Source organism: Sphingomonas sp. LR55 (assembly GCF_036856015.1).
Taxonomy (GTDB): domain Bacteria; phylum Pseudomonadota; class Alphaproteobacteria; order Sphingomonadales; family Sphingomonadaceae; genus Sphingomonas.
In genome coordinates this window covers 948,883-974,356 of the sequence record NZ_JASPFO010000001.1, presented here as the reverse complement: position 1 = coordinate 974,356, position 25,474 = coordinate 948,883, and the positions used below count along the sequence as shown (strand labels likewise).

Sequence of the window (25,474 nt, the reverse complement as noted above, 5' to 3'; positions counted from 1 at the left end):
ATCACGCGGACCGCGGCGAAGCGCTGGATCACACGGCATCGTCCAGGCTGAACCGGTCCGCATCCTCGTCATACGCGAACACCTCGGCATAGCGGCCCCAATGCGTCACGGTCCGCAAGGTCTCGTCCGCGTAGTCCTCCGACATATGATCCTCCAGCTCGTCGCGGAACCGGCGCGCGGGCGCGACATGCCCGCTACGCTCGTCGAGAATCCGGCGGATGTGCTGCGCGAGCGGGACATGCGCGAGCAACGCCTGCGCGAACAGCGCTTTCCGCGCGTCGACATCGACCTGCGCATAGCGTCGCGCCGCCGGCGTCAGTAGGATATCGGCCCCCTGCAACTCGGCGAACCGCAGCAACTGGAGCGTCTCCGCCATCGGGAAAAGATCGTCGACCTCCAGCTGGAGCTGGTCGGCGAGATCGGCCATCGCCGCGCGGCCGTCGAACGGGCTGGCGTCGACTTCCTCGATCAGTCCGGCGAGCGCATTGGTCGAGACGCGAGGCAGCACCATCTGGATGCCGGTGCCGGGGAACAGCCCGTCGCGGACCGGCTCGGCCGGCGCGCGCGGTCATCTGCGCGTAGATGTCGTCGACCAGCTTGCGGAAGGCGGGATCGAGCCGGTCGCGTGGCTGCGGCAGGTCGACCTTGATCTCGGCGGCGACGCGGCCGGGGTTGGAAGAGAAGACGAGGATGCGGTCGCACATCAGCACCGCCTCCTCGATATTGTGCGTGACGATCAGGATCGACTTGATCGGCATCCGCCCCTCTGCCCACAGATCGAGCAGGTCGGTGCGCAACGTCTCCGCGGTCAGCACGTCGAGCGCGGAGAAGGGCTCGTCCATCAGCAGCAGCGACGGATTGACGACGATCGCGCGCGCCAGCCCGACGCGCTGGCGCATCCCGCCCGACAATTCCTTGGGATAGGCGTTCTCGAACCCGTCGAGGCCGATCAGGTCGATCGCCGCCAGCGCGCGGGTGCGGCGCTCGTCCGCCGGAACGCGCTGCGCTTCCAGGCCGAGCTCGACATTCTGGAGCACGGTCAGCCATGGGAATAGCGCGAAGGTCTGGAAGACCATGCTGATCGTATGCGCAGGCCCATCGGGTACGTCGGCGAAGTGCACGCGGCCCTCGTCCGGCCGGATCAGCCCCGCGATCGAGCGCAGCAACGTCGACTTGCCCGAGCCCGAGCGACCGAGCAGCCCGACCACCTCGTCCTCGTGCAGCGTCAGGCTGACATCGTCGAGCACCGGTGCGCCGCCATCGCCGCGGCCATAGCGATGACTGACATGCTCGACCCGAACGAGCGGGCGGCTGGCCGGAGCGCGGAGGAATGCTGTTGCCATGTCTTGTCCTTTCGACATCAGGCGAGCCGGAGACGGCGTTCGGCAAAGGCGTACATCGGACGCCAGACGAGCCTGTTGAAGGCGATCACGAACATCGACATCACCGCGATGCCGAGCGCGACGCGGGGATAGTCGCCCGCCTCGGTCGCCTTGGCGATGAACGTGCCGAGCCCGTGCGCCTCGACCTTCTGCGTCCCCCACGAGACCGCTTCAGCGACGATGCTGGCGTTCCACGATCCGCCCGACGCGGTCAGCGCGCCGGTGACGTAATAGGGAAACACGCCGGGCAGAGCGACCTGTCGCCACCATTGCCAGCCGCGCACGCCGAACATCCCCGCCGCCTCGCGCAGGTCGGTCGGGATCGCGCTGGCGCCGGCGATGACGTTGAACAGGATGTACCACTGCGTGCCCAGGATCATCAGCGGCGACAGCCAGATGTCGGGCGACAGCCGCCAGTGGACGATGCCGATCACCGCGAACGGGAACAGGACGTTGGCGGGGAACGCCGCGAGGAACTGCGCGACGGGTTGCAGGCGCTCCGCCCATTTGGGGTTGAGGCCGATCCAGACGCCGATCGGCACCCAGACGAGGCTGGCGAGTGCGATCAGCACGACGACCCGCAGCATCGTGATGCAGGCCAGCCCGAACACCGCGACCGCATCGCTGAGCCGCAACGTCGCGAAGACATAGCGTCCCGCGAGCCAAAGCGCGGCGACCACCGCGATCAGGACCACCGCTTGCCATAGCCGCTCAACCACGATGCTCGGTTCGCGGACGCTGCGCTCGCGCGGGCGCGCCCTGCCCCGGTCTAGCGTCAGCAGCAGCTGGCCAAGCGCGGTGACCGGCGCGAACAGCACGGGCAGCAGGCGCGTGCGGCGGAACAGGTCGTAGGCCCAAGATTGCGGCCGCTCGGTGCTGGCGGTCTGTTCGAACCGAAAGCGATCCGCCCAGGCGACGACCGGCCGGAAGACGAGCTGATCGTACAGCAGGATGACGATCCCCATCGCCAGCACCGCCAGCCCGATCGCGGTGAAGTCCTTGCGGGCGATTGCGAGTGCGAGCCACGAGCCGACGCCGGGCAGAGTCACGGTCGTGTTGCCGACCGTGATCGCTTCGGATGCGACGACGAAGAACCAGCCGCCCGACATCGACATCATCGCGTTCCACACCAGCGACGGAGTCGCGAACGGCAGGTCGAGCCGGAGGAAGCGCCGCACCGGCGACAAGGCGAAACCGCGCGTGACCTCGTCCAGGTCGGACGGCACCGAGCGCAGCGACTGGTAGAAGCTGAACGCCATGTTCCACGCCTGGCTGGTGAAGATCGCGAACACCGCGGCCAGCTCGACGCCCAGGATCTGGCCGGGGAACAGTCCCATGAAGGCCGTGACGGTAAAGGTCAGGAACCCGAGGATCGGCACCGATTGCAGGATGTCGAGCATCGGCACGATGATCTGCCCGGCGCGGCGGCTACGCGCCGCCAGCGTCGCGACCACCAGCGTGAAGACGAGACTCGCCGCGAGTGCCGCGAACATCCGGATCACGGTGCGCAGCGCGTAATAGGGCAGATACCGCGGATCGAGCGTCACCGGCTCGACGCGCAGGCGCGACAAAGGCTCGGCCACGCCCTCCGCGCCGCGCACCAGCAGCGCGGCGATGCCGATCAGCAGCACGAAGGCGATGACGTCGGCGCGATTGGGCTGGGTCAGCCGGAGGATGCGCGAGAACGAGCGGACCCGGCCGCCGGTCGCTACCGTATCAGTCACGACGCGATCCCTCCCCACCGACGGGACGCGCTAGCGTCGCCGCGTGACAGGCGTGCGTCATGCCGACGGCTCGGTCACGGCGCGGGCTCCGCTCGCCGGCCACCCACGCAGGATGCGGCCACGGTGGAGCGGTGCTGCGGCAAGCGCAGCGTGGATGGCACGATCATGCTGGATCGTGCGGAAAACTACGTTGGTCATCAGGCGTCTCTTCCGGGCTCGTGGGCCGAGTCCGGGACAGACGCTCAGCCGGATCGCACTCGCGATTCGTGAACGGCGTGCCCGAACCCGGGACGTCCAGCCGTGATCGTCAGCAGGGCAGAGCCTCTACTGTCGCCATCGCCGGACAAGGGGGTAGATCGGGGTTTCATGTGCGTCCTGTTCGTTACCGGTGCCGCGATTGCGCCACCTGCCGGGCGCCCTTGGCGTCGCGACGAGCGCCCGCTATACCCTAGGGGGTATAGATCAAGAGGGTGATGCATTTCGGCCATGAGTCATGTCGAAAAAGAGAAGAAGAAGCTGCTCAACCGGCTCAAGCGGCTGAAAGGACAGATCGAAGCGCTCGAACGCGCGATCGAGGAAGACCGGGAATGCGCGCGGGTGCTGCAACAGGCGACCTCGTGTCGCGGTGCACTCGACGGGTTCATCGCCGAGGTGATCGAGGATCATATCCGCGAGCACATGATCGACCCCGCGACCGCGCGTGACGACCCGCGCACAGTCGCGGCCGAGGAGCTGGTCGAGATCGTCCACGCCTACCTCACCTGATCACGCCACCCCTTCAAGCCGCGAACTCCTCGGGCAGATAGCGATCGGCGACGATCTCGAACCGATCGCCATCGACCAGCACCTGCGGGCTGAGTGCGCGGCAGTTGTAGGTCGACGCCATCGCCGCGCCATAGGCTCCGGTAGCGTGCAGCACGGCGAGGTCGCCGCGGCGGACACGGTCGATGTCGCGCGCGACTGCGAACACGTCGCCGCTTTCACAGACCGGGCCGGCAATGCTCGCGACCATCCGCTCGCCGTCGGGCATGACCGCTTCGAACCGGTGAAAGGCATCGTACAGCGCCGGCCGCGCAAGGTCGTTCATCGCGGCATCGACGATCACGAAGGGATGGTCGGCGCCCGGCTTTACCCAGATCACCCGCGTCAGCAGCACGCCAGCGAGCCCGGCGACCACCCGCCCCGGCTCGAACGTGAGTTCGACATCCCAGTCGCGCGTGACCCGCGCGACCATCGCGGCATAGGCGTCGAGCGTCGGAACGACGTCGTCGGCGCGGTAGGGGATGCCGAGGCCGCCGCCGAGATCGACGCGGCCGACGACATGACCGCGCGCGCGCAAGTCCGCCACTAAGCGGCCGATCCGATCATAGGCCTCTTCCAGCGGGGCGAGATCGCGCAACTGGCTGCCGATGTGCAGAGCGACCCCGACCAGATCGAGACCCTCGAGCCGCGACAGGCGATCGTACATCGCGGGGACGTCGGTGATCGCCACGCCGAACTTGTTGCCGCGCCGCCCCGTCGAGATCTTGGCGTGCGTGCCGCCATCGACGTCGGGATTGACGCGCAGCACCGCGGTCGCCCGCCTGCCCTGCGCACGGGCCAGCGCGGCGAGCACCTGTCCCTCTTCCTCCAGTTCGATGTTGAACTGACCGACGCCGGCAGCGAGTGCGTTGGCGAGTTCGCGATCAGTCTTGCCGACGCCCGAGAAGACGATGTCCGACGCCGCGATCCCCGCGTCGAGCGCGCGCCGCATCTCGCCGCCCGAGACGATGTCAGCGCCGAAGCCGCATCCGCCCAGCAGGTGTAGCACTGCGCCGTTCGGGTTCGCCTTGACGGCAAACGCGACGCGCACGCGTGGCAGGATCGACAGCGCCGCCCTGAACCGCTGTGCAGCATCGCGCAGCGCGGCGGCGGAGTAGACGTGGACGGGCGTGCCCACCGCTTCGGCGATGACGGGCAGCGGCACGCGCTCGGCGAACAACACGCCGTCCCGCAGACTGAAATAGGTCATGGGTTTTCGGTGTCCGGTATCAGGAGTAGGGCGGATCGGCGCGCCGGCGGGTGCGACGAAGGCGCACGGCATGGATCGCTTCGGCGGTGTGTCCGTGGCCATGCCGTTCGGCGCGCAGCACCACCGCCACGCGCTTGCCGTTGATCATTAACGTCAGGCCGAGCAACGCGATCGGAAACACCAGCATCGCCAGCGCCGACCCGTTCATCGCCGCGGCCACGCCGCAAGCTCCGGCTGCCATGACCAGCCCAACCGTACGCCACGCAATATCACGCCTGGTCATGCCGCGATGTCCTGATCATGCGAACTGGCCTGATCGTCGATGACGATCCGCCCGGCCTTGCACAGCGCAAGCCGCGCATCAGGCTGCCGCGCCCGCGCGGAGCCGTGGCAGATCACGATATCGGCGGGCAGGTCCTGCTCGTCGTGCAAGGCCGTGATCATGTCCGCAAATTCGAAATCCAGGCCGATCGCAGGGTCGACGACGCGAAGCGCGGCGGACCGCGCGCGGCCGATCAACAGCGGCGATCGGTCGATGCCGTGTCCCTCGATCGCGGTAAAACCAAGCCGTCGCGCCTCCGCCAGGGCGTGCAACAGTAGCGTCCCGGCACCGCATTGGGCATCGACGATGCGCACCGCGTGTCGGCCATTCGTCCGCAATGCCGACAGCGCGGCCTCGATCTGGGGCCAGCGCGGGTCCTGCACGGCGGCCTTTGACGGGTGCCGCGACGTGTTACCGCCGATCGCCGTCCGCAACCGGACGGGAAGAGCATGAACGTTCATCGCAATCTCCCGATCAAGCCGCACGTGGCAGCGCCCGCTCGTCGCGACCGACGAGGGCAAAGGACACGAGCGGCGTCAGCGGCAGGTCGGCGATCTCGACGCTCGCATGGTAGATATCCCGTTCGGCCTGCGCGTAGCGCATCGCCGCGCCGTAGGAGATGAAGCGGCCTTCCAGGTTGCGCCTGCTGTCCTGGACCAGCCAATGGCCCGCGCGATCCTGGCCGACATAGATGACAAGCCCGGTAGGATCGGGCTCCGATATGGGTTCAGACGACATCTCGCCTCGGTACCTTTCGTATCGCGAGCGTCCTGCCCGCCCCCGGGATTTACGAGGTACGGCATAGCGCTTCGAGATCGATCCGCGCCGATCGCATAGTACCAGCATAGTATTCCGCGGAGGTGGGGCGGCAGTCGATCTAGCGGGCTCGACCCTGCGCCAGGCGGTCGTGATTCGGCGGCGTTAAAATCGCCATTTGAAGGTGACGGCGGCGGCGGGCGTCGTGGCTACCGGACTTGTCTGCTGGATCGCGTGGAGGGTGGTCTCGGCTTTCAGGGGGCCGGTGAATTCCGCGCGAACGGGCTTCGCCACAAAACCCCGTACATCGCCGAGCCAGATATCCATCCCCTTCGGCGCGCACACGACGACGTCATCGGAACCGGTTCGATCCGCGCAGGTCACTTCTTTGGGACGAACCTTGGCGAGGTCGAATTCCAGCGCGAGGGGAACAACCGTGTGTGACCCGGCCGATGCAGCGATGGCCATGACGATCAGATCGCCCACCATGTCGACCTCCTTTCTTAAGTCCCGAAAAATTCAGAGACCGTCGCAGCCGGTCTTGGATGCCTCGGCAATCGATGTCCGCAGCGCGCTCCCGTCACCCGCCATCGGAGCAAGATCGGGCGATTCCACCCGGACATGGCGAACCCCGGCTCGCCATTGCTGACGCCACCAATGGTTGCCCGCCTGTGCATCGATCGCTGGAAGACGGGTCTGCGCGCGTCGCAATAATGCGCTGGGCGGGATCAGCGCCCTGCCCGCGGCAAAAGCGTGAGAAAGGTCCTTGGCCAGTTCGACGTTCTGGACTTGGCCCATGGCGCTGGTGCGCCGGTCGAGATCCTGGATCAGATCGCGCTGTGCCGCGTCCCATTCTTGATCGGAGAAGCCGCCACTATCAAGAGCGCACCTCACCCGGGCCAGACCGGCAATGGCGGGGTGCCATGCGTTGCCCACGAAATTGTCCCAGAGCATGATCAACCGATGACCCTGCTCACCATTCTCGATGTAGAGCCCAACCTTGCCCGGTGGACTGTCTGGTTGCATTGCGCTCAGCCGGGTATCGACCGCACGGACCACCAGCATCTCCAGCAGCATAGCGTCGATCTGTTGTCCGCGGGTCGGCAGCGGCGGAGCCGTCGGCATCACCACCGTCATCAGCGCGGTCCTTCGCCCCTGGGGCAGCGCTGCAACGCTGATCGGTGCGATGCGGTCGGATTGAAGCGCTGGCACGGCGACATGCGCGGTAGCCTGCCCGGCGTGCCGCCAACTGCCGAAATGCTCGCGGATCAGCGCCTTCGTCTTTACCGGATCGATGTTTCCGACGATCACGATCATCATGTTCTCCGGCTGGTATAACCGCTGATAGAGAGCCCTGATCGTGGCGATGCTTGCTGTCGGTACGTCGTCCGAATTCTGGGCGTCGATCACGTCAGTCGGAGAGCCAGGTGCGACGGCCGCGATATACCTGGCGTAGATGTCGTTCCCGAGCGTTTTTTCGGCCATTTCACTGGTCACGTCCGCGCGCTGATCGTCCACCGCGTCCGCACGGAACGTCAAGTCGGTCGCCACCTCGCGGAATAGTCCCAGCAGCGTGTCGAGATCGGTCATCCTGGTCGTTCTTGTCGAGACGAAGTAATTGGATTCCCGCCAGCTCGTCGTCGCGGCGGAGGGCGCGGGAAAGGTCAGTGGCAAGCCGACTTTTGGAAAATGCCGAAGTTCGTCGGGCGCATTGATTGTCGGGCTGGTGAAGACGAGATGTTCGATCAGGTGGGTGAGCCCGCGTTCGCCCGGGCGGCGTTCCTCGATGAAGCCACCCTCGTTCCGCATTAGCACGCCGATGCCGGGTTCGCCCCCGCGCCGGGGCAGAATAGCGAAGCGCACGCCGTTCTTCAGGCGTCCGGTCATCACCGGCTGCCAATCGGCCGAAGACGATCGCGTCACGCTCGCCTGCGCCATCGTCTCGGGGACAGCGAGGCTACGGCGCTCGTTCGCCTGTGCAACGGTCGCGGCAAGACTAAATAGGCCCAAGCGCAATGGCACCGTCGAGACGTTCCTGAAACGCACGCCTGATCTCCCGCACCTATCCGAACGCCGCGTGACATCGGATTTTAGGGATGATGCGGGGCATTTGCGGCAACACGGTGGCGCCAGTCGTGACGTGCGCGACCAGCGGTATTTTACTGGCATACGACATCGAACCAAGGTGATCTTCCGTTGATCGGCGCGCTGCTACCGGGACGTTTGTCTAGCGGTCCTAAATCCCCAGCCGGACGACTGCCCTGAAGGTCAAAAGAGTTTGCGGAGCGACAGGACTACACTGCGGCCGACGGCATCGAGCAGATCCGGCTGATAACGATAGGGAACGGAGCCGCTCGCATCACGCACTCGTTGACGCGCATCGGTAATGTTGGCGACTTCGAGCTTGAAGCCGAGATGCCGGGTCCAGTTCTGGTGCGGCAGAAAATGGTGGATGCTCAGCGAACCGCTGAGATTGATCTTGCACAGAGGCGCGAATGTGAGGGTCGATGCGGCGACCGTCCCGCGAACGGTGGCCCGGCCGGTGCAGTAGAAGTCGAACGTGCCGCCATTGCCGAGATAGCTCAAACCCCCATAGCCATAGCCGGCCAGTCGCTGCGTCGTGCCACCCGACAGCGTGTCACCGGCCAGCAGGTCGAGCATCGGCGCCCCCGGCCTGAGCGCGATCCGGTCGGCAAAGCGGACCGTCGGGCCGATCCCGCCGTAGAAGGTCGGGCGGTCGGGCGGCCGACCATCCGGCGTCGTGGGAGGCTTGGCGCGACCGAGCTGGCCGTTGGCGGCGAGTGTGACGTTCAGCGTCCGCTGACGCTCTCGGAAGACGTTGGTCGGACGGAAAGCGACCGATACCAGTGCGCCGGCGCCATCGCGGACGAACAGGTCGGGCAGCGCCGCCTGGATGGCCGGGGTGAGCGCGTAGACGGTCTGGATGCCATCCCGTATCTCGGTTGCCGCGTAGGTTGCGCCGATCCGAAGCTCGCTCTTGGTGAACGGTTTGACGGTCGCGCCGATCGAACGCGTCCGGCGACGCTCCGCGGACAGCGCCGGGTTGCCGCCCAGAAACAGCGTGACGAGCGTCGAGCGGCCGGTAGCGAAGTCGAACAACGAGACCTGTAGCGCCGAAATCTGCGGCCCGGCAAGCTGGTCCAGCGTCGGCGCAACGGCCGACCGTTTGAACTGCGCCAACAGCTGCAGACCGGTGAACGGCGCCCAGTTCACGCCCAGCGTAGAGTCCGATAAAGTGCCGAAACCGCCGACGTGGCGGACGCTGGCGGAGGTGTTGGCCGACAGCTCGCCGATCCAAGGCAGGACATCCTCACGGCGTGATGCGATCGGCAGGTCGAGCGCCACTGCGCCCTCGACCCGGCTGCGATCAAAGGCGATCGCGGAGGGCGTGGCGCCGCGCGTCCTGCTGTCCGTACCGATCTGCTCGCCCTCGACGGTGGCGGTTAACGTGACGCGGCCCGCGGGGAGGCGCAACGGGCGGTTGGTCGCAACGAATTTGGTCCCGGCACCATAGGTCGATTGCACGGTATGATCGACAAGCCGGGTGGCAAGGAGCGCGGAATCGAACGGCCGGAACGGATCGGCGCCGGCGGCAATCGCGGCATTGGCGGCGGTGATGTCGATCGCCTTGGCGACGATGCCGTCCCGGTGCTGCATATCGAGCGTACCGGTCCAGTCCCATTGCCAGCCCCGCCATGCGCCACGCACCACGGTACCGGCATGAAGCGTGGTGATATCGGTGCGCTGGCTGAGCGGCGGCGCCTCGACGAGGTAGCGCTGGAGCAGCACGTCCCGGCTGAACGGTGAATACGGATTGCCACTAGGCAGCACGAACGTCGCGCTGGCGGGGCCGAACACGGTCCGCTCGCGACTATGGTCCGCGGTCAGCGTCAGAGAACCGGACAGCGTTCGACCGATCCGGTTGGCGATCACCGCTTCGCCGTGGATCGTGTCATTCGAGGGTGCGAGCGTACGAAGCGGCGACAGATCGAACAGCCGCGGCTGGTTTGCGTGCGCCGCAAAACTGTCCAGTCCAACCATGCCGACCGATAGCGGCCCCGCCGGCACCGGGACGATCGTCACGACCTGCCCCGCCAGTGCGGACAATGCCGGGTCGATCTCACCCCCTGCCAGCACACCGGTGATGTTGCCCTTCGCATCAAACGGCACGTCCGGATCGGGCAGGACGCGACGCCGCGATTGCAGCAGCGCATCGGTGTGACGCGCATCCAGCGACAGAGTCAGGCGACCGTCGCCGCGCAGCCGCGTGAAATCGAGATGCGCGTTGGCATTGTCGGCACCACCGCGTGTCGACGTACCATCGGCCTGCTTCAACGACAGTTGGCGAAACCGGCGCTTGGTGATGAAGTTCACGATCCGCCGGGTCGGTGGATAACCATATTGAAGCGCGACCGGCTCCGGAAACACCTCGACCTTCTCGATCGCTTCCGGCGGCAGATTGCCGATTTCCTGATATCCCGACACGCGTTGCGCATTGAGCAGGAAGATCGGCTCCTGCCCGTCGCCCGATTGCGTCACCCCGCGAATGGTACGCAGCAGTTCATCGATCGAGGTCGCGCCGGTGGCGGCTATCGCCCCCGCATCCAGCGTCGCCAGCGGCTGGATCGCGGTGTCGACCTGCCCGCGTCGGCCGACGACAATGATATCGTGACGCGTATCCAATGCATCGGGCCGGGCGGGTGTTGCATCGGGATCGGCGTTGACCGGCGCATTCGGAAGCGCTCCGGACTGGCAAATACCCGCCACCGACCAGTTGAATGCGAGAACCGCTAGAGAAAGACGACCAGCCCGTAGAGTATCGCAATATATCCTGTCGGGTGATCTCACGGGTTCTTCACCTTGATGAGGTTGCGGTAATCGGCGACACCAAGCGGATCAACTATACCCGGAATCGTACTGCGTATTCGCGGTGTCTCGATCTATGCACCATTGCCACCGCACGAGCACCAGGATCGCAACATGCTGCGCGACAAACGCCAGGATCGGCAGCGCCATGCGGGTCTCATCGAACCCGAGCAGCGCAACGAATACTATCAGGGTCAGTGTCGCCGCCGCGGTGAACCGCTCAAGCGCCGCAACGCGGTCCCAGTTACGGTCCAGGATCGCCCAGGCGATGAGAACACTCGCGCCGGCCAGCAGGAACACGGCTAGCGACAGTGACGATGCCGCCGCTCGGTTGCCGTCGTCGAGAAGAGTCGGGCGCGCACCACCGAATGACAGGATACCAACGACGTCGTAATGCCCAAAATCCAGATACGGGAAGCCGACAATCGCGCCAATCGTCAACACGGCGGCGAGGGGAAGGATCAGGCCGACCGCGAGCGCGTAACTCGTCAGCGCGAAGCGCCCGTCCGGGTCGGTGAGCATCATCCGCCACGCGCCGTGCAGGCAGCCAAGCGCAAAGGACAACGGCTTGCCATCGGCGATCGACGCCTCGAACTCGCCCTGCATCGCAAGCCCCCAATCGCGACGACGAACACCGACGCAGCGGATCGCGATTTTCATCAGGCATCGGGACAGCGCGACAGTCATATCCGGAGCATTTCCCCGACGGGTTGCGCACGGTCATTCCCGATCGAGCGCGCAAGCGATACTCCCGCGGCGGTCAGGCGATAGACGTGACGCGGCGGCCGCCCGGCCTGTATCGGTTCGCGCCACTCGGCCTCCGACAATCCCTGCTCCGTCATCCGTACGAGCAACGGGTAGAGCGTACCCGACGAGATGCCGGTATCCTTCATCAGGTCATACCCATGCCGCCAGTGCTGAGGATGATCCGCCATCGCCGCGAGTAGCGTGAGCATCTGTTTCGAGGGTCGTCGATCACGCGTCATTCGCTTTTTCAACATATGTAGAGTTAAGAGTCAACGGTGATACGGTTCAGCTGGCTGATGATGATTGGATTGGGTTTGCGCGGTCCCCGATGTTCATGACCGCGACGCGCAAAGTGCGAGCGAATTGATCGAGATTGCCTTCCTTGCGGCAACCCGAGGGAACGGACACGGTCCTGCAACGTCCGGCAAGGACGTATCTCGCGAGGCTTCATGACCGGACTGACATTGGTGTTTCTTCACGCGCTAGGCGCCAGCGCGCGTGAATGGGAGCAGGTCATCAATCATCTCCCGGGGTACGAATGCGTGGCGCTCGACCTGCCTGGGTTCGGCGACGCTGCGGGAGCTGGCCATGCCGATGTCGTCACGATGACCGACTGGCTGGCAAACGAAATACGCTCTCGTCAGCCCAACCCGTGCGTCCTTGTCGGACATAGCATGGGCGGCAAGATCGCGACGCTGGTTGCAGCGCGTGCAGCGTCCGGAGAGATCGGCCTGTCGGGTGTTCTGGGCGTCGTTCTGGTTGCCGCGTCGCCCCCTAGTCCAGAGCCGATGGAAGAGGATCGGCGGGCCGAGATGATCGGCTGGTTTGCCGATGGTCAGGCGTCACGCGAGGACGCCGCGACCTTTGTCGATGCCAATACCGCTACGCCGCTGCCGGACGTGTTGCGCGACAGGGCGATCGACGACGTTTTGCGCTCGAACAGAGCGGCGTGGCTGGGATGGCTGGAGCGCGGCAGCCGCGAGGATTGGAGCGGCGACGCCGGACGGATCACTCTTCCGGCGCTGATCGTCGCCGGTGCCGAAGACGGTGATCTCGACGCTGATGCACAGCGCCGGCTGAACCAGCCGCATTATGTCACCGCCGAATTGCGGGTGGTGGCAGATGCGGCACACCTGATCCCCTACGAACAACCCGAAGCGCTTGCCGCCCTGATCCGCGAACACGCGGCATCGGTTGCAGGCGCAATCCTGCCAACGCATTTTGGCCAGATCCTCGGCTCGGATCGGGTCAGCCAGAGGACACGAAGCGCGATGCTGGAAAGGCTGCGCCCTGTCCGCGATGCAGCGAACTGGACCGACGATCACTATGCCACGCTTGCCGTCTTGATCGGGCAGATCCTGCCGGATTGCGGCGTCGACCACGACCTAGCGCGTCGTATCGCATTCGGCGTTGCTCAGGGTGATGGCGATGGGTGGCGCTTCGCTGCGTTGCCCGCCGATGGCGAAGCCTGGATCCGCGGCTTGGCGACCTTGCACATGCTGATGGACGGTCTTGCGGCGCAGGATCACGCCTGGACCAGCCTCCTCGAAAAGGTTGCGGAGGGAGAGGCTGGCCGCGCAGACGACGACGCGTATCTTTCCCCCGCGCAGATGAAGCTGTGGTTCGAAGACGTTCGCGCGGAAGTCGTGCGTGTCTGGATGTCGCTGCCGACGACAATGGCTGAAATCGGATATGACGGGTTTGCGGTGGGCGGGGATGCGCGTCGCAAGCAGGGCTATATACGGACAGGGGCGGACGACCTGGAACCTTGGCAACGTGCGTCGGAGAGCGCGTCGTGACGCGTTTTAGTCACAGCGAGGCGGACGTCGTCGATGCCGTCGTGATCGGCACGGGAGCCGGTGGAGCACCGCTTACCGCACGTCTCGCCAAAGCAGGCCTGTCGGTCGTCGCGCTCGAGGCTGGCCGCGTATTCCGTTCGGAAGACCATGTCGCCGACGAGGTCGCCGCGGACATCTACTGGATGGAAGAGCGACTGAGTGGGGGCGCCAATCCTACCGCGTTCGGGTCGAACAATTCGGGTATGGGGGTTGGCGGGTCGACGCTGCACTGGGGCGCGTTCTGCCCCCGCCCCGACCCGCGCGACCTGCAATTGAAGACGCTGACCGGCGAAGGCGCCGACTGGCCGATCGATCATGCCGAGTTGATCCGCTACATCCAAGAGGTGGAGCAGTTCACCGGGGTATCGGGCCCGGCGCGGTATCCGTGGGACGAGCACCGCCGCTACGAGTATCCGCCCGTGGCTCGCAACGCCCCGGCCGACGCGATGGCGCGGGGCTGTGCGGCAGTCGGCATCGTCGCAACCGACGCACCGGCGGCACTGGTGTCACGCGACCGGGACCAACCGCACTGGGGCCAGCGACAGGCTTGCGTGAATTGCGGCGCCTGCCACCAGGGCTGCCGCAACGCCGCCAAGACGAGCATGGACACGACCTATCTGCCGCTCGCCGCTGCCCATGGTGCGGAAATTCGCGCTGGGTGCCGCGTGCTGTCGTTCGAATTCGACGCCGGCGGCCGGATCAGCGCGGTCGTGTACCGGCAGGGTGACGCGGAACACCGCCAGCACTGTTCGGCAGTCTTCCTGTGCGCTGGGGGTGTCGAAACACCACGCCTGCTGCTCAACCTGGGTATCGCCAATTCGAGCGGCCAGGTGGGACGCAACTTCATGGCGCATGTCGCGACGCAGGTTTGGGGCCGGTTCGATGCCGATATGCGGATGAATCGCGGTTACCCCTCGTCGCTCATCAGCGAGGATATGCTGCGCCCCGACGATGCCGACTGCGCCGGCGGCTATCTGATCCAGAGCCTGGGGGTATTGCCAGTCAATCTTGCCACCGGTCTCGCACGCGGCGCGGGCATGTGGGGCGAACGCCTCCAGACTATCTTGCGCGGCTACAATCATATGGCGGGGATCGGCATCAATGGGGAATGCCTGCCCCATCCGGACAATCGCTTGACGCTTGCCGACGAGACCGATGCCTTCGGCCATCGCAAGGCGCGGATCGACTTCAGTTATCACGCCAACGAGCATGCCATCGATCGCCACGCCCGCCGCACGCTCAGCGACATCTGGGCGGCGGCGGATGCAAAAGACATCTTCGCCGTCGATCGCTCCGCGCATACCATCGGCACCTGTCGCATGGGCCATGACGGCGACGAGGCGGTGGTCGATGCGGATGGTCGCAGTTTCGACATTCCCAATCTGCTGATCTGCGACAACTCGATCTTTCCAAGCGCGCTGGCGGCGAACCCGGCACTGACGATCATGGCGCTGTCGCTTCGCACCGCCGACCGGTTTATCGCATCCCGTCGCTAGGTGGGTGAGCATGCGGCTGGCACCAAAGATCACTTCGCGATGATCCGGTATGCAGGGTCGGCGACACGCCCGAATAGCAGGAGCCAGGGCGACCGGGCGCGCCGCGGCCTCGCTCAAATCTGGGCGCGGTTGGCAAGGCCGATTGCTCACGTCGTGATTGCCGCATAGCGTCTATCGTTCATTCTTACCGGAAGGCCGCGATGTCACCCCCCATGGATCGAAACCCTATGAGTCGTCGCAGCATCCTGATCGCCGCCGGTGCCACCTCGGCAGCGTTGGTGGCAAGCACACCCGCGCTAGCGGCGACGCCTGGCCTGCCGGCATCTTGGGATCAGCAGCCGCGGATACCGTTATGGCCGAAGGGCACGCCCGAAACCGGCTTTGCCGCGCAACCCCAACCAGCCGACTACCCCAAGAATTTCGTACGCAACGTGGCGCAGCCTGAGTTGCGCGTATTCGTCCCCGCGCGCTCGAACGGCCAGGCGGTGCTGTCGATCCTCGGCGGCGCCTACACGTTCGTCTCGGTCGTCAACGAGGGGATCGACGTCGCGCGCCGGATGAACGCGCTCGGCTACACGGTGTTCGTGCTTATCTACCGCCTGCCCGGTGAAGGTTGGACACACCGCGCCGACGTGCCGTTGCAGGATGCGCAGCGCGCAGTGCGCGTGATCCGGTCGCGCGCTGCCGAATATCGTCTCGATCCCGCGACGCTGGCGGTGGTCGGCTTCTCGGCTGGCGGGCACCTTGCCGCAAGCCTTGCGACCGGGTTCGGCGAGGCGGTGGCGCCGGTGCGCGATGCGATCGACCGTCTGGACGCCCGCCCTGCGCATGTCGGGTTGATCTACCCGGTCATCAGCCACGTCCCCGGCATCGGCCATGCCGATCTCGAGCCTGAAGCTGCTTGGCCCCTCCCCCGACGCCGCGCTGATCGCCCGCCGCTCACCCGCCGAGCACGTCACCGCGGCGACCCCGCCGATCTTCCTCGCCCACGCACTGGACGACCCCGCGGTGCCTGCGGAGAACAGCGTCATCATGATGCGCGCGATGCAGGCGGCGAAACGCCCGGTCGAGGCGCATTTCTTCCAGCGCGGCGGGCACGGCTTCGGCACCGGCGAGCCCGACCTGCCCGCCAGCGCCTGGCCTGACCTGTTCCTGCGCTGGATCGCCGACCGCGTCGCTGCCGCTTGACCCGACACGGAATGGAGACCGACATGACCGGATGGACCAGGCGCGACATGCTCCGCACTAGCAGCGCGGTCGTCGCCGGCACGATGCTGGCGGACGTGGCCGGCGCCGCCGCGACGCCGCAGCCATCGAGCGAGGCGCTGGCGCATGTCGCGCCCGAACTGCGTCCCGCCGCGCGGCAGATTATGCTGCTCTCCGCACAGGGCGGCCCGTTCACCGACGCCAAACTGCCCAAGCTGCGCGCGACGGGCGCAGCCGACGCCCAACCGCCGCTTGCCGACATACCCGTTCAGGCGCGGCCAGTTGTAGTTGGTCGCGGGCAGCCCGACGTTACCGTCTATGTCGTCAATGCGAGGCCTGGTGGTCCAGCGCGCCCGGCGATCCTGCACACGCATGGCGGTGGTTTCATCGTCGGGTCGGCAAAGCAGGAACTCGCTTATCTCCAGCAACTGGCCACGGACGTCGACTGCGTCATCGTCACCGTCGAATACCGGCTGGCGCCCGAGACGCGCTACTCCGGCTCGATCGAGGAGAATTACGCGGGGTTGCGCTGGCTCCATGCGCAGGCTGCGATGCTCGGCGTCGACCGCAGCCGGATCGCGGTAATGGGCGAAAGCGCGGGCGGCGGCCATGCCGCGCTGCTTGCGATCGTCGCGCGGGATCGCGGCGAGGTGCCGGTCGCGTTCCAGTCGCTGATCTATCCGATGCTCGACGATCGCACCGGCGGCGCGGTCCGGCTGCCGCCGTTCATCGGCGCGGTCGGCTGGGATGGCCCGGCCAATCAATATGGTTGGCGCTCGTTCCTCGGCATGGCGCCCGGCACCGCGCAGGTACCCAGCGCCGCCGTCCCCGCGCGCGTCGCCGACCTGCGCCGCCTGCCGCCCGCCTTCATCGCGGTCGGCGGCGTCGACCTGTTCGCACCCGAGGACATGACGTACGCGCGGCGCCTCACCGAAAGCGACGTCGCCACCGAGTTCCTGCTCGTCCCCGGCGCGTTCCACGGCTTCGACCGCGTCGCACCGGAGACGCCCCAAGCGCAGCAGTTCACCCACGCCAAACTCGCCGCACTACACCGCGCTTTTGCTGCCGGTGGATGAGACTCTCGCCCCTCCCCAATCGTGACAAGATCTGCATCGCCAGTGCGCATAGGAGCACGCGGTCTGATAGGCCTCATCGCCTGAGGTAATGATTTTTGATCGTCCGCGAGGGGCCGGGCAACGGCACGCGTAGGTACTGGATAAGGCAAAGGAACGATGATGATCGACGACCTGGACGTCCGGCTGGCGCGTATCGCCTCGGTGACGTTGACCGACGAACTCGGGGGTCTCGAACAGGCCGTACTGGGTCGGATAGCGACCGAACGGGCCCAGACCGACACAATGCTTCGTCTCGGCGTCGCCGCCGTCACCGGCGCATTGCTGCTCGGCGGACTCAGTTCGCTTGACCAGACACGACCGACGCGGGCGGTCGGCACGTTCGAGATGCTGGGCGGGGCAAGTGCCCTTGCGCCGTCCACCTTGCTGGGCGGATCGTGATGAGGCCGCGTACCGGCGTGCTGCTCATCATTCTGGCGGCCTTCGTGGCCGCAATCGCGGGTGTTATCGCGGGCCGCGTCTTGACCGTCCCGGCCGCGACGCCCGCCGCCGAATTGCACGCCGTCCTGCACGACCGGATGGATCTGAATCCCGATCAGACGACGAGACTCGACGCGCTGGAGCATGTTTACGCGATCCGTCGCGCGACGATCGAACGTCGGATGCGGGCCGACAACACGGTGCTCGCCGCCGCGATCGAGACCGAGCACGGCTATGGTCCGGGCGTCGCCGCCGCTGTCGACCGCACGCACGCCACGATGGGGGAACTACAAAAGGCGACACTCGCCCACATCTTTGCGATGCGCCAAGTGTTGACGCCTAGACAGGCCCCGCAGTTCGATGCCGCGGTGGTCAAAGCCTTGACCGACGACTCCCATGCCGCGAAGTGACGACCGCGTTCACCTCGATGTCCGATGCCGAGCTGATCACGCTGGCGCTCGCACGCGAGGACGCTGCATTTGCCGAAATCGTCCGTCGGCATCGTGCCGCGCTCTACAGGCTCGCGCGCGCCAGCCTGGGGGATGCCGACGACGCACTCGACGCAACCCAAGATAGTTTCGTACGCGCGTATCGATCGCTCAGCCGGTTCGATCTCGAACGACCGCTGCGCCCTTGGCTCGTACGGATCGTGCTGAACGCCTGTCGAGACCGCATACGGCGCCGGATGGTGCGCCGCTATATACTGCCATTCGCCGCCGAGGCACATGATCGCGTCGCCGACGACTCCCCGCATCAGGGCGTCGTAGCTGGCGACCGGCAAGACCTAGAGCGGACCCTGCGCGCGATCGCCGCGCTTCCCGCCGCCACGCGCGAGCCGCTGGTCCTCTGCGCGATCGACGGCATGAGCCAGGCGGACGCCGCGACGATTCTTGGCATAAGCATCAAGGCGGTGGAGACACGTGTTCGGCGCGCTCGGGAGGCTTTACGAACCGCGCTCGATCGCCTCTGACGAGGAAAATCAAGCGCCGTCGAGGGGGCGGCCTTCCGCGTGCGTACCACCATCACCACCCATACGGTACTCTGGAGCCTGAATGCACGACCATCTTACCCGCCGCACGGTGTTGCGCGGTGCCGGCCTCGCTGGCGGGGCCGCTGCGTTTGCAGGCTGGATGCCGGCATGGGCGCAGTCGGTCTCGTCCGGGCTGATCGCACCGCTACCAACGGTGTCGGGCGACGACATCCGCCTGACGATCGCGCGGCAACGCATGACGATCGATGGGCGTGTAATGAAGGCGATCGGGATCAACGGCACGGTTCCAGGCCCGTTGATCCGCCTGCGCGAAGGCCAAACCGCGCGCCTGTCGGTCGTCAACGACCTCGACGAGGACAGTTCACTGCACTGGCACGGGCTGCTCGTACCCGCGCATTATGATGGCGTACCCGGCGTCTCGTTTCCCGGTATCGCACCGCGATCGACCTATGTCGCGGAGTTTCCCATCCGACAGGCAGGCACCTATTGGTATCACAGCCATTCGGGTTTGCAGGAGCAGCTCGGACAATACGGTCCGATCGTCATCGATCCCGCGGACATCGATCCGGTCGCGTCGACCCGTGAGCATGTCATCGTGCTGTCGGATCACAGTCCATCGTCGCCCGCCGCGATCTTCCGGCGGATGAAGCTTGGCGATGGCTATTACGACTTTCAGAAGCAGACGCTCGCGGGAACGCTGGCAGGCCGCGACCAGCCGCTGAAGGACCGGCTGAAATGGGGCGGGATGCGGATGTCTCCGACCGACATCGCCGACGGGACCGGCGCCGCTTATGTCTATCTCGTCAACGGTCATGGCCCCCGCGACAATTGGACGGCATTGTTCACACCGGGCGAACGCGTCCGCCTGCGGATCATCAACGCCTCGTCGATGACGACTTTCAACGTCCGCATTCCCGGCCTGCCGATGACGATCGTGCAGGCCGATGGGCAGAACGTCCGGCCCGTCGCCGTCGACGAATTCCAGATCGGCGTCGCCGAAACCTATGACGCGATCGTGACTCCCGGGGATTTGGCCTACACGCTGGTCGGTGAAAGCGTCGATCGATCGGGCATGGCCCGCGCGACACTTGCGCCCCGCGCCGGCATGACTGCCGCCGTTCCACCGCTGCGCGCACGACCGTTGGCGACGATGATCGACATGGGCATGGGTGGAATGAGCCATGCCAGCATGGAGAAGGGCGACCCACACCGCGGGGTCGATCCGACAGCCGAACAAAATGCCTCGGCGCAACTCGCGACGCCCGGAACGCCCGCATTGGCTACGCCATCGCCCGCCATGCCCGGACCGACGTCGAAAATGGACCCAGCCATGGATCATGGAGCGATGCCGGGCATGAACCATTCGGCCATGGCAATGGGGCAGCCCTCGGCCATGCACGGGAGCGACATGGCCGACATGGCCGACATGAAGATGTCGATGCGCGACTTCTCGAACGCGCCGGCGATCGATCGGAACCCCGGCGTTCAGACGGTCGCGATGGCCCCGATCGATCGCACCGCTTATCCGGGACAAGGCTTGGAAAATGTCGGGCACAGGGTGCTGACCTATCGCGATCTGGTCGCGCTGGAGCGCAACCCCGACGTCCGCGCGCCAAGCCGGCAGCTCGACATACACCTGACGGGCAACATGGAGCGCTTCATGTGGTCATTCGACGGCGTGAAGATGTCGGACACGATGGACCCGTTTCCCTTCACGCTCGGCGAGCGTGTCCGCGTGACGCTTATCAACGACACGATGATGGCCCATCCCATCCATCTCCATGGTCATTTCTTCGAACTGGTGACCGGACACGGCGACCATGCACCGCGCAAGCATACGGTGATCGTCCAGCCGGGCGGTAAGGTAAGCTGGGATCTTACCGCCGACGCGGTCGGCGACTGGGCGTTTCATTGTCACATGCTCTACCATATGCATGCCGGGATGATGCGGACGGTGAGCGTCCGTCCAGCGGGAGACACGGCATGAACCGCGTCCTCGTACTACTGCTTGTCGGCAGCGCAACGATCGCAACGCGTGCCCTTGCGCAGGATCACGCGATGCACGGTATGGCAATGCCCGGTATGGCGATGCCCGGTATGGCGATGCCCGCAAAACCGAAGCGCGCTAAACTCGCGCCTCGCAAGCTTCAGCCTGCCAAGCGTGCGACTGCCAAGACACCGACGCGCTCTGCCGCAGCGCGGAAGGCTTCGACGGTCCGCCCGACGGCCCCTGCTGCGCGCCCGTCTACGGAACCCGCGATGCCGGCCATGGATCACGCGCATATGCCCGGCATGACGATGCCAGGTATGACGGCGCCTGGTATGACGGCGCCCGGTATGACGGCGCCCGGTATGACGGCGCCCGGTATGACGGCGCCCGGTATGACGGCGCCCGAGGTGGACAGGCCCGGCGGACATGCCGGTCACGACATGACTGCGCCCGCAATCGCCACCGACACGATCGCGCCGACGGGTACCGCACTCCCGGCAGGCAATGCCCCTGCCCCGCCCTTACCAACCGGTCATTTTGCCGATCGTCAGTTCGGAACCGCCGCAATGATGCCGGCTCGCGCGCAGATGATGCGGGAGAGCGGTGCGCAACGCCTGGCGCAGGTGATGTTCAACCTCGCCGAATATCAGATCCGCAACGGCAAGGACGGCTATCGCTGGGACGGCGAAGGCTGGTTCGGTGGCGATATCGACCGCGCGGTCATCAAGACCGAAGGCTCCGGCGCAGTCCGAGGCGGTGTCGAGGCCGCCGAGGTACAGGCGCTCTACAGCCATGCGATCGGCCCTTATTTCGATGTGCAGGCGGGTATTCGCCACGACTTCGCACCCTCACCGACGCGGAGCTATGCGACGGTCGGCGTCGAGGGTCTCGCGCCGTACATGTTCGATACCGAGGCGGCGGTTTTCGTCTCGACCAAGGGGGACGTGCTCGGGCGCCTCGAAGGCTGGTATGACCAGCGCCTTGCTCAGCGGCTCGTGCTCCAGCCCCGGGTCGAATTCAATCTGGCCGCGCAGGATATTCCCGAAACGCGGATCGGTGCAGGACTATCCGACGCCGAACTCGGCTTGCGCCTTCGTTACGAGATGGCGCGTGAGTTCGCCCCCTATGTCGGGATATCCTATGAGGCGAAGACCGGTCGCACCGCCGATTACGCGCGGGCCGACGGCAAGGATGTGACGACGACCAGCCTGGTTGCGGGTGTACGATTCTGGTTCTGATGGTGGTGTACGCCGTGCCGCGCAGCCAGGCCGGCCTTCACAGCGCAGTGCTTCACCGCTCCCCGAACAGGTCGCGCTGTGCCTTTTCGAGTTCCTCGGCATAGCGTCGTCTGACGAAACTTTCCGACAAGATGCCGAGCACTCGCCGGTCGTCGTCGAGCACTGCGAGTTCGTCGGCGCCCGATGCGTCGAAGCGACGCATGATCTCGGCAATATCCATGGTCGGCGTCAGCGCGGAGTCGATGTTGATTGCCAGCGGGCCGACCGGCGACTGCGGATCGAGCCCTTCCGCATAAGCCGTCGGGGTCTGGACGATGCCTGCATACCGATCCTCGCCATCGATCAGCACTGTTCGGCTGGTCGCACCGAGCGGTACGCGCCGTCGGAACTCGGCGATCATGATCCCCGCCGGCAACGGCTTGGCATCACGCCGCATCATCCGCCCCGCGGTCAACGTCTTGACCCAGCCGACGTCGCGCGCGCTCTTGATCGTCTCGCCGCGCAAATGCAGTCGCCAGGTCGAGAAGCTGTAGCCGAACGTCTCGCGCACGATCGTCGATGAGACCAGCGCCGCCGCCAGTACCGCGCCGGTGAGCGCGAAATCATGCGTCGCCTCCAGCACCAGCATCGCCATCGTCATCGGCCCGCCGACCACCGCGACCGCGAGCGCCGCCATCCCGACCAGCGCGGCATTGCGCGGATCGACCACGTCCTGCCCGGCCAGCGCAGCCAGGCTGCCGGCAAACAAATGGCCGACCAGTGTGCCCAGGAACAGCGACGCGAAGAACAGCCCACCACGAAAGCCGAAGCCCAGCGACACGATCGAAGCCGCGCATTTCGCGAGGAAGATCATCGCGATGAACGCCAATGATGCCCCCAAAGCGAGATCGGCATGAAGCGCGCCATGTCCTGCAGACAGGACTTGCGGTGAGACCAGCGCGATGGGGATGAGCAAAAGGCCGCCGATTGTCGGCCGCGACCATTCCGGCAGTTTTGCGCGCCGCGATGCGGTTTCGACCAGCGCCACCGCACGCATCAGGACGATACCGATCCCGGCACACAGCGCGCCAAGCCCAGCATAGATCAGATAGTGATGCGTCTCGGTCGGCATCGTCGAGACCGAATCGATAACATAGGGCTGAATACCGAGAAGCTGCGCGACCAGCGTCCCCGCCAGCGCCGCCGCCACCACTGGGGCGAGCGCGGTCGGCGTGTAGGCACCGATCACGATCTCGAACGCATAGAAGGCGCCGGCAAGCGGTGCACCGAAGGCTGCCGCGATCGCCGCGCCCGTCCCGGCGCCGACGAGATTCCGCAGGTCGGCACGGCGCAGATTGAACACACGACCGGCGACCGATCCGATTGCGCCGCCCAGTTGCGCATAGGCCGCCTCAAGCCCGACCGACGCGCCGAACCCGTTGGACAGCATAGTCTGTACCGAGATGACGAGGCTGTCGGACACCGACATCCGACCACCGTGCAGCGCGTTCGCTTCGACCGCATCGACCATCCGGCGCTTGCGCGATCGGACAGCCAAGGAAAAAGCCGCCAGCACGACCCCGCCGATCGGCAGCACGACGAGTGCGCCGGCCGGTAATGCCGGCAGCGCGCTCAAACGCCCGGCCGACGACAGCCCGAACAGCACATGCTGCAACGTCCGCGCGATCGCGCCCTGCAGAACACTGAGCAGCCCCGCCCCGGCCCCGACGAGCGTCGCCAGCACGATGAAGGCAGCCTCGCTCGCGCGGACACGGCGGCGGATCCATTTGAGGAAGGAAAGAGCGTGCAGGGTCGTGCGCCAGGCCGGGGATTCGGTCTTGCTCATCTACGTCGGGACGCGGCAATCATGACAGGAATTTCGTTCGCCATTCAATTGACACACCCACCGCAGCTTCAGGGCCGGGTTTATGCACGTCCCCCGCCGCAGCACGTGCGATGACGGAATACTTAAAGGACAAGCTGCCGACGACCGCGGCGCTGTTCCAAATCGACAAGACCAAACATAGTGACCACCTTCGACATCCCGTCGGCGGTGGACAGCGTGCGCACAAGGCGTTGATCTGACCATCTTGAGCCAAGTCGAGCCGGTCATCGCGCACGCCAGGCACGCGCGAACGCGTGCTTCGATGGGTGTTTCAATACTAGCGCTCGCGTCGGACTTGCCCGTCGAACATCGTCGTCGTCCGACCGCCGACCCAGACCTGTCCGTTCCTATCCTGTACGACGTCGATGCGTCCGTCGCGACCGATGCACGAGCCTTGCGCGGCAAAATAGCGATCGTGCGCACGGCCGCTGGCGAACAGCCATTGGCCGACCGAGGCGTTGAGGCTGCCGCAGACCGGGTCCTCGATCAGCGCGCCGTGTGCGTCGCTGAAGATCGCCCGGATCTCGAACGTGGAGTCGCTGCCAGCCGGGTGCGGGCCGACGATCCCGATGTCGATGCGCCGGGAATGATGGCGGGCAGGCTCGACCGCCAGCACGTCCGCAGCGGTGGCGAGCATCACCGCGATCCAGCCGGGACCGTTGTCGACCCATTGCGCATCGACGATCGCGGCGCGGTCGATCCGCAGCAGGTCGGCCACTTCCAAGATTTCCACTTCGGTCGGCATGCCGCTGCGGATCAACGGCGGTGCGGCGAACGCGAGCCGGTTGTTGTCGTGGCGGACCTCGACGAGACCGACGCCGCATTCCTGCACGATCACGCCCGCGCGTTTCGGCGTTCCCCCGGCCTCCAGCCAAGCGTGGCACGTCCCAAGCGTCGGATGCCCGGCGAACGGCAGTTCGCGCGCAAGCGTGAAGATGCGGACGCGGTAGTCGGCGAGGGTATCGGTCGGCGGTAACAGGAACGTGGTTTCCGACAAATTGAGCCAGCGCGTGATGCGCTGCATGTCGTCGGTCGAAAGGCCCTCCGCGTCGGCGACGACCGCGAGCGGATTGCCGGTGAACGGCGCGGTGCCGAACACGTCGACCAGCTTGAAGGCCTTGGTCATGAGCGAGTCTCCGGTTGGCGGCGGTCTTGCCAAGCTCGAGTCAGGAGCGGTGCGTCGATCCGGCGGACCGTATCGCCGACCGCCCCGCGCCAGCAGACGGAAGCCTGGATCGCCTGGGTAACTATGCGCAGGCTCCCGCCCGCCCCGCCGCACGCCGCGGTCGCCGCGCGATCGATGCGGCGCAGCGCACGGCGTGCCAAGGCCGGCGTGGGCGATGACAGGTCCGCGCGCGGCACCGTGACGGCGTACCGCTCGGGGCCGATCCGCATTTCGCGCGCGATGCTTGGAGCGGACAGCGTGGCTAGCATTAGGGCGGCGAGAATCTTGGTCGTCATGAGAACCT

26 protein-coding genes and 2 pseudogenes are annotated in these 25,474 nt (G+C 66.0%); 12 read left to right on the top strand and 16 right to left on the bottom strand.

The annotated features are described in order from the left end of the window. Positions 1-28 precede the first annotated feature (28 nt). The 4 genes and pseudogenes from QP181_RS19920 to QP181_RS04710 form a co-directional block, all read right to left on the bottom strand. Entirely contained in the window at positions 29-376 is a 348-nt protein-coding gene (locus QP181_RS19920; protein WP_443027516.1) for an AAA-associated domain-containing protein, read from the bottom strand. Positions 377-887: 511 nt separating this feature from the next. Then, positions 888-1,343: pseudogene (locus QP181_RS19915) on the bottom strand (ABC transporter ATP-binding protein); the annotation flags it as partial. Between the two features lie 17 nt (positions 1,344-1,360). Next, complete coding sequence (locus tag QP181_RS04715; RefSeq protein ID WP_333927797.1) at positions 1,361-3,106, bottom strand: ABC transporter permease; 1,746 nt, start codon at positions 3,104-3,106, stop codon at positions 1,361-1,363. Positions 3,107-3,163: 57 nt separating this feature from the next. After that, positions 3,164-3,304, bottom strand: coding sequence for a hypothetical protein (locus QP181_RS04710; RefSeq protein ID WP_333922314.1), 141 nt, complete (start codon positions 3,302-3,304; stop codon positions 3,164-3,166). Between the two features lie 288 nt (positions 3,305-3,592). Between QP181_RS04710 and QP181_RS04705 the strand changes: the two genes are divergently transcribed. Beyond that, complete coding sequence (locus QP181_RS04705) at positions 3,593-3,871, top strand: metal/formaldehyde-sensitive transcriptional repressor (protein ID WP_132734421.1); 279 nt, start codon at positions 3,593-3,595, stop codon at positions 3,869-3,871. Positions 3,872-3,884: 13 nt separating this feature from the next. Here the strand turns inward: QP181_RS04705 and lysA are convergent, their stop codons facing one another. From lysA to QP181_RS04660, 9 genes are all read right to left on the bottom strand, one after another. After that, positions 3,885-5,117 (bottom strand): diaminopimelate decarboxylase, encoded by a 1,233-nt coding sequence (gene lysA / locus QP181_RS04700; RefSeq protein WP_333927796.1) that lies wholly within the window; start codon positions 5,115-5,117, stop codon positions 3,885-3,887. A 19-nt stretch (positions 5,118-5,136) separates the two neighbouring features. Then, the gene (locus QP181_RS04695) at positions 5,137-5,337 is read right to left on the bottom strand and encodes a hypothetical protein (RefSeq protein WP_333927795.1); all 201 of its coding nucleotides are present in this window, start codon (positions 5,335-5,337) and stop codon (positions 5,137-5,139) included. A gap of 59 nt (positions 5,338-5,396) precedes the next feature. Continuing rightward, complete coding sequence (locus QP181_RS04690) at positions 5,397-5,900, bottom strand: methyltransferase domain-containing protein (RefSeq protein ID WP_333927794.1); 504 nt, start codon at positions 5,898-5,900, stop codon at positions 5,397-5,399. 13 nt (positions 5,901-5,913) lie between these two features. After that, positions 5,914-6,177, bottom strand: a complete 264-nt coding sequence (locus QP181_RS04685; protein WP_333927793.1) for a hypothetical protein — start codon at positions 6,175-6,177, stop codon at positions 5,914-5,916. Between the two features lie 183 nt (positions 6,178-6,360). Continuing rightward, positions 6,361-6,684 (bottom strand): hypothetical protein, encoded by a 324-nt coding sequence (locus tag QP181_RS04680; RefSeq protein ID WP_333927792.1) that lies wholly within the window; start codon positions 6,682-6,684, stop codon positions 6,361-6,363. 30 nt (positions 6,685-6,714) lie between these two features. Beyond that, entirely contained in the window at positions 6,715-8,133 is a 1,419-nt protein-coding gene (locus QP181_RS04675) for a M16 family metallopeptidase (RefSeq protein WP_333927791.1), read from the bottom strand. A gap of 330 nt (positions 8,134-8,463) precedes the next feature. After that, on the bottom strand, positions 8,464-10,983 hold the full coding sequence (locus QP181_RS04670) for a TonB-dependent receptor domain-containing protein (protein WP_333927790.1): 2,520 nt from the start codon (positions 10,981-10,983) through the stop codon (positions 8,464-8,466). A gap of 129 nt (positions 10,984-11,112) precedes the next feature. Continuing rightward, positions 11,113-11,742: a hypothetical protein gene (locus tag QP181_RS04665; protein ID WP_333927789.1), complete on the bottom strand. Its 630-nt coding sequence runs from the start codon at positions 11,740-11,742 to the stop codon at positions 11,113-11,115. Between the two features lie 23 nt (positions 11,743-11,765). Then, complete coding sequence (locus QP181_RS04660) at positions 11,766-12,038, bottom strand: PadR family transcriptional regulator (RefSeq protein ID WP_333927788.1); 273 nt, start codon at positions 12,036-12,038, stop codon at positions 11,766-11,768. A gap of 240 nt (positions 12,039-12,278) precedes the next feature. Here QP181_RS04660 and QP181_RS04655 point away from each other — a divergent pair, with 240 nt between their 5' ends. The 10 genes and pseudogenes from QP181_RS04655 to QP181_RS04610 all read left to right on the top strand — a co-directional run bounded on the left by QP181_RS04655 (position 12,279) and on the right by QP181_RS04610 (position 22,141). Next, complete coding sequence (locus QP181_RS04655; protein WP_333927787.1) at positions 12,279-13,628, top strand: alpha/beta fold hydrolase; 1,350 nt, start codon at positions 12,279-12,281, stop codon at positions 13,626-13,628. Then, complete coding sequence (locus QP181_RS04650; RefSeq protein ID WP_333927786.1) at positions 13,625-15,163, top strand: GMC family oxidoreductase; 1,539 nt, start codon at positions 13,625-13,627, stop codon at positions 15,161-15,163. The genes QP181_RS04655 and QP181_RS04650 overlap by 4 nt, the downstream gene beginning before the upstream one ends. A 200-nt stretch (positions 15,164-15,363) precedes the next feature. Then, positions 15,364-15,957 (top strand): annotated as a pseudogene (locus QP181_RS04645) (alpha/beta hydrolase); the annotation flags it as partial. A gap of 82 nt (positions 15,958-16,039) precedes the next feature. After that, positions 16,040-16,351: an alpha/beta hydrolase family protein gene (locus QP181_RS04640; RefSeq protein ID WP_333927785.1), complete on the top strand. Its 312-nt coding sequence runs from the start codon at positions 16,040-16,042 to the stop codon at positions 16,349-16,351. Positions 16,352-16,374: 23 nt separating this feature from the next. Next, positions 16,375-17,445, top strand: coding sequence for an alpha/beta hydrolase (locus QP181_RS04635; RefSeq protein ID WP_333927784.1), 1,071 nt, complete (start codon positions 16,375-16,377; stop codon positions 17,443-17,445). A 159-nt stretch (positions 17,446-17,604) separates the two neighbouring features. After that, on the top strand, positions 17,605-17,883 hold the full coding sequence (locus QP181_RS04630; RefSeq protein WP_333927783.1) for a hypothetical protein: 279 nt from the start codon (positions 17,605-17,607) through the stop codon (positions 17,881-17,883). Then, complete coding sequence (locus QP181_RS04625; protein WP_333927782.1) at positions 17,883-18,332, top strand: periplasmic heavy metal sensor; 450 nt, start codon at positions 17,883-17,885, stop codon at positions 18,330-18,332. Before QP181_RS04630 ends, QP181_RS04625 begins: the two co-directional genes overlap by 1 nt. After that, positions 18,329-18,892, top strand: a complete 564-nt coding sequence (locus QP181_RS04620; RefSeq protein ID WP_333927781.1) for an RNA polymerase sigma factor — start codon at positions 18,329-18,331, stop codon at positions 18,890-18,892. Before QP181_RS04625 ends, QP181_RS04620 begins: the two co-directional genes overlap by 4 nt. 82 nt (positions 18,893-18,974) lie before the next feature. Continuing rightward, the gene (locus QP181_RS04615; protein ID WP_333927780.1) at positions 18,975-20,900 is read left to right on the top strand and encodes a copper resistance system multicopper oxidase; all 1,926 of its coding nucleotides are present in this window, start codon (positions 18,975-18,977) and stop codon (positions 20,898-20,900) included. After that, entirely contained in the window at positions 20,897-22,141 is a 1,245-nt protein-coding gene (locus QP181_RS04610; RefSeq protein WP_333927779.1) for a copper resistance protein B, read from the top strand. The genes QP181_RS04615 and QP181_RS04610 overlap by 4 nt, the downstream gene beginning before the upstream one ends. Before the next feature lie 52 nt (positions 22,142-22,193). Here QP181_RS04610 and QP181_RS04605 read toward each other — a convergent pair whose 3' ends face one another. Continuing rightward, positions 22,194-23,966: a chloride channel protein gene (locus tag QP181_RS04605; RefSeq protein WP_333927777.1), complete on the bottom strand. Its 1,773-nt coding sequence runs from the start codon at positions 23,964-23,966 to the stop codon at positions 22,194-22,196. A 110-nt stretch (positions 23,967-24,076) separates the two neighbouring features. On the opposite strand from QP181_RS04605, the gene QP181_RS04600 reads away from it, so the two are divergent. After that, positions 24,077-24,205, top strand: a complete 129-nt coding sequence (locus QP181_RS04600) for a hypothetical protein (RefSeq protein WP_333927776.1) — start codon at positions 24,077-24,079, stop codon at positions 24,203-24,205. Positions 24,206-24,282: 77 nt separating this feature from the next. Here QP181_RS04600 and QP181_RS04595 read toward each other — a convergent pair whose 3' ends face one another. Further along, positions 24,283-25,131, bottom strand: a complete 849-nt coding sequence (locus QP181_RS04595) for a PhzF family protein (RefSeq protein ID WP_333927775.1) — start codon at positions 25,129-25,131, stop codon at positions 24,283-24,285. Then, positions 25,128-25,466: a UrcA family protein gene (locus QP181_RS04590; protein ID WP_333927774.1), complete on the bottom strand. Its 339-nt coding sequence runs from the start codon at positions 25,464-25,466 to the stop codon at positions 25,128-25,130. The genes QP181_RS04595 and QP181_RS04590 overlap by 4 nt, the downstream gene beginning before the upstream one ends. Positions 25,467-25,474 lie beyond the last annotated feature (8 nt).

What these genes read in the sequence shown, in the direction of transcription:
- QP181_RS19920 (WP_443027516.1), bottom strand. Translation starts at nt 376, where the DNA reads ATGGCGGAGACGCTCCAGTTGCTGCGGTTCGCCGAGTTGCAGGGGGCC.
- QP181_RS04710 (WP_333922314.1), bottom strand. Translation starts at nt 3,304, where the DNA reads ATGACCAACGTAGTTTTCCGCACGATCCAGCATGATCGTGCCATCCAC.
- QP181_RS04705 (WP_132734421.1), top strand. Translation starts at nt 3,593, where the DNA reads ATGAGTCATGTCGAAAAAGAGAAGAAGAAGCTGCTCAACCGGCTCAAG.
- lysA (WP_333927796.1), bottom strand. Translation starts at nt 5,117, where the DNA reads ATGACCTATTTCAGTCTGCGGGACGGCGTGTTGTTCGCCGAGCGCGTG.
- QP181_RS04690 (WP_333927794.1), bottom strand. Translation starts at nt 5,900, where the DNA reads ATGAACGTTCATGCTCTTCCCGTCCGGTTGCGGACGGCGATCGGCGGT.
- QP181_RS04685 (WP_333927793.1), bottom strand. Translation starts at nt 6,177, where the DNA reads ATGTCGTCTGAACCCATATCGGAGCCCGATCCTACCGGGCTTGTCATC.
- QP181_RS04680 (WP_333927792.1), bottom strand. Translation starts at nt 6,684, where the DNA reads ATGGTGGGCGATCTGATCGTCATGGCCATCGCTGCATCGGCCGGGTCA.
- QP181_RS04675 (WP_333927791.1), bottom strand. Translation starts at nt 8,133, where the DNA reads ATGGCGCAGGCGAGCGTGACGCGATCGTCTTCGGCCGATTGGCAGCCG.
- QP181_RS04665 (WP_333927789.1), bottom strand. Translation starts at nt 11,742, where the DNA reads ATGAAAATCGCGATCCGCTGCGTCGGTGTTCGTCGTCGCGATTGGGGG.
- QP181_RS04660 (WP_333927788.1), bottom strand. Translation starts at nt 12,038, where the DNA reads ATGCTCACGCTACTCGCGGCGATGGCGGATCATCCTCAGCACTGGCGG.
- QP181_RS04655 (WP_333927787.1), top strand. Translation starts at nt 12,279, where the DNA reads ATGACCGGACTGACATTGGTGTTTCTTCACGCGCTAGGCGCCAGCGCG.
- QP181_RS04640 (WP_333927785.1), top strand. Translation starts at nt 16,040, where the DNA reads ATGCCGATCTCGAGCCTGAAGCTGCTTGGCCCCTCCCCCGACGCCGCG.
- QP181_RS04635 (WP_333927784.1), top strand. Translation starts at nt 16,375, where the DNA reads ATGACCGGATGGACCAGGCGCGACATGCTCCGCACTAGCAGCGCGGTC.
- QP181_RS04630 (WP_333927783.1), top strand. Translation starts at nt 17,605, where the DNA reads ATGATCGACGACCTGGACGTCCGGCTGGCGCGTATCGCCTCGGTGACG.
- QP181_RS04625 (WP_333927782.1), top strand. Translation starts at nt 17,883, where the DNA reads ATGAGGCCGCGTACCGGCGTGCTGCTCATCATTCTGGCGGCCTTCGTG.
- QP181_RS04615 (WP_333927780.1), top strand. Translation starts at nt 18,975, where the DNA reads ATGCACGACCATCTTACCCGCCGCACGGTGTTGCGCGGTGCCGGCCTC.
- QP181_RS04610 (WP_333927779.1), top strand. Translation starts at nt 20,897, where the DNA reads ATGAACCGCGTCCTCGTACTACTGCTTGTCGGCAGCGCAACGATCGCA.
- QP181_RS04605 (WP_333927777.1), bottom strand. Translation starts at nt 23,966, where the DNA reads ATGAGCAAGACCGAATCCCCGGCCTGGCGCACGACCCTGCACGCTCTT.
- QP181_RS04600 (WP_333927776.1), top strand. Translation starts at nt 24,077, where the DNA reads ATGACGGAATACTTAAAGGACAAGCTGCCGACGACCGCGGCGCTGTTC.
- QP181_RS04595 (WP_333927775.1), bottom strand. Translation starts at nt 25,131, where the DNA reads ATGACCAAGGCCTTCAAGCTGGTCGACGTGTTCGGCACCGCGCCGTTC.
- QP181_RS04590 (WP_333927774.1), bottom strand. Translation starts at nt 25,466, where the DNA reads ATGACGACCAAGATTCTCGCCGCCCTAATGCTAGCCACGCTGTCCGCT.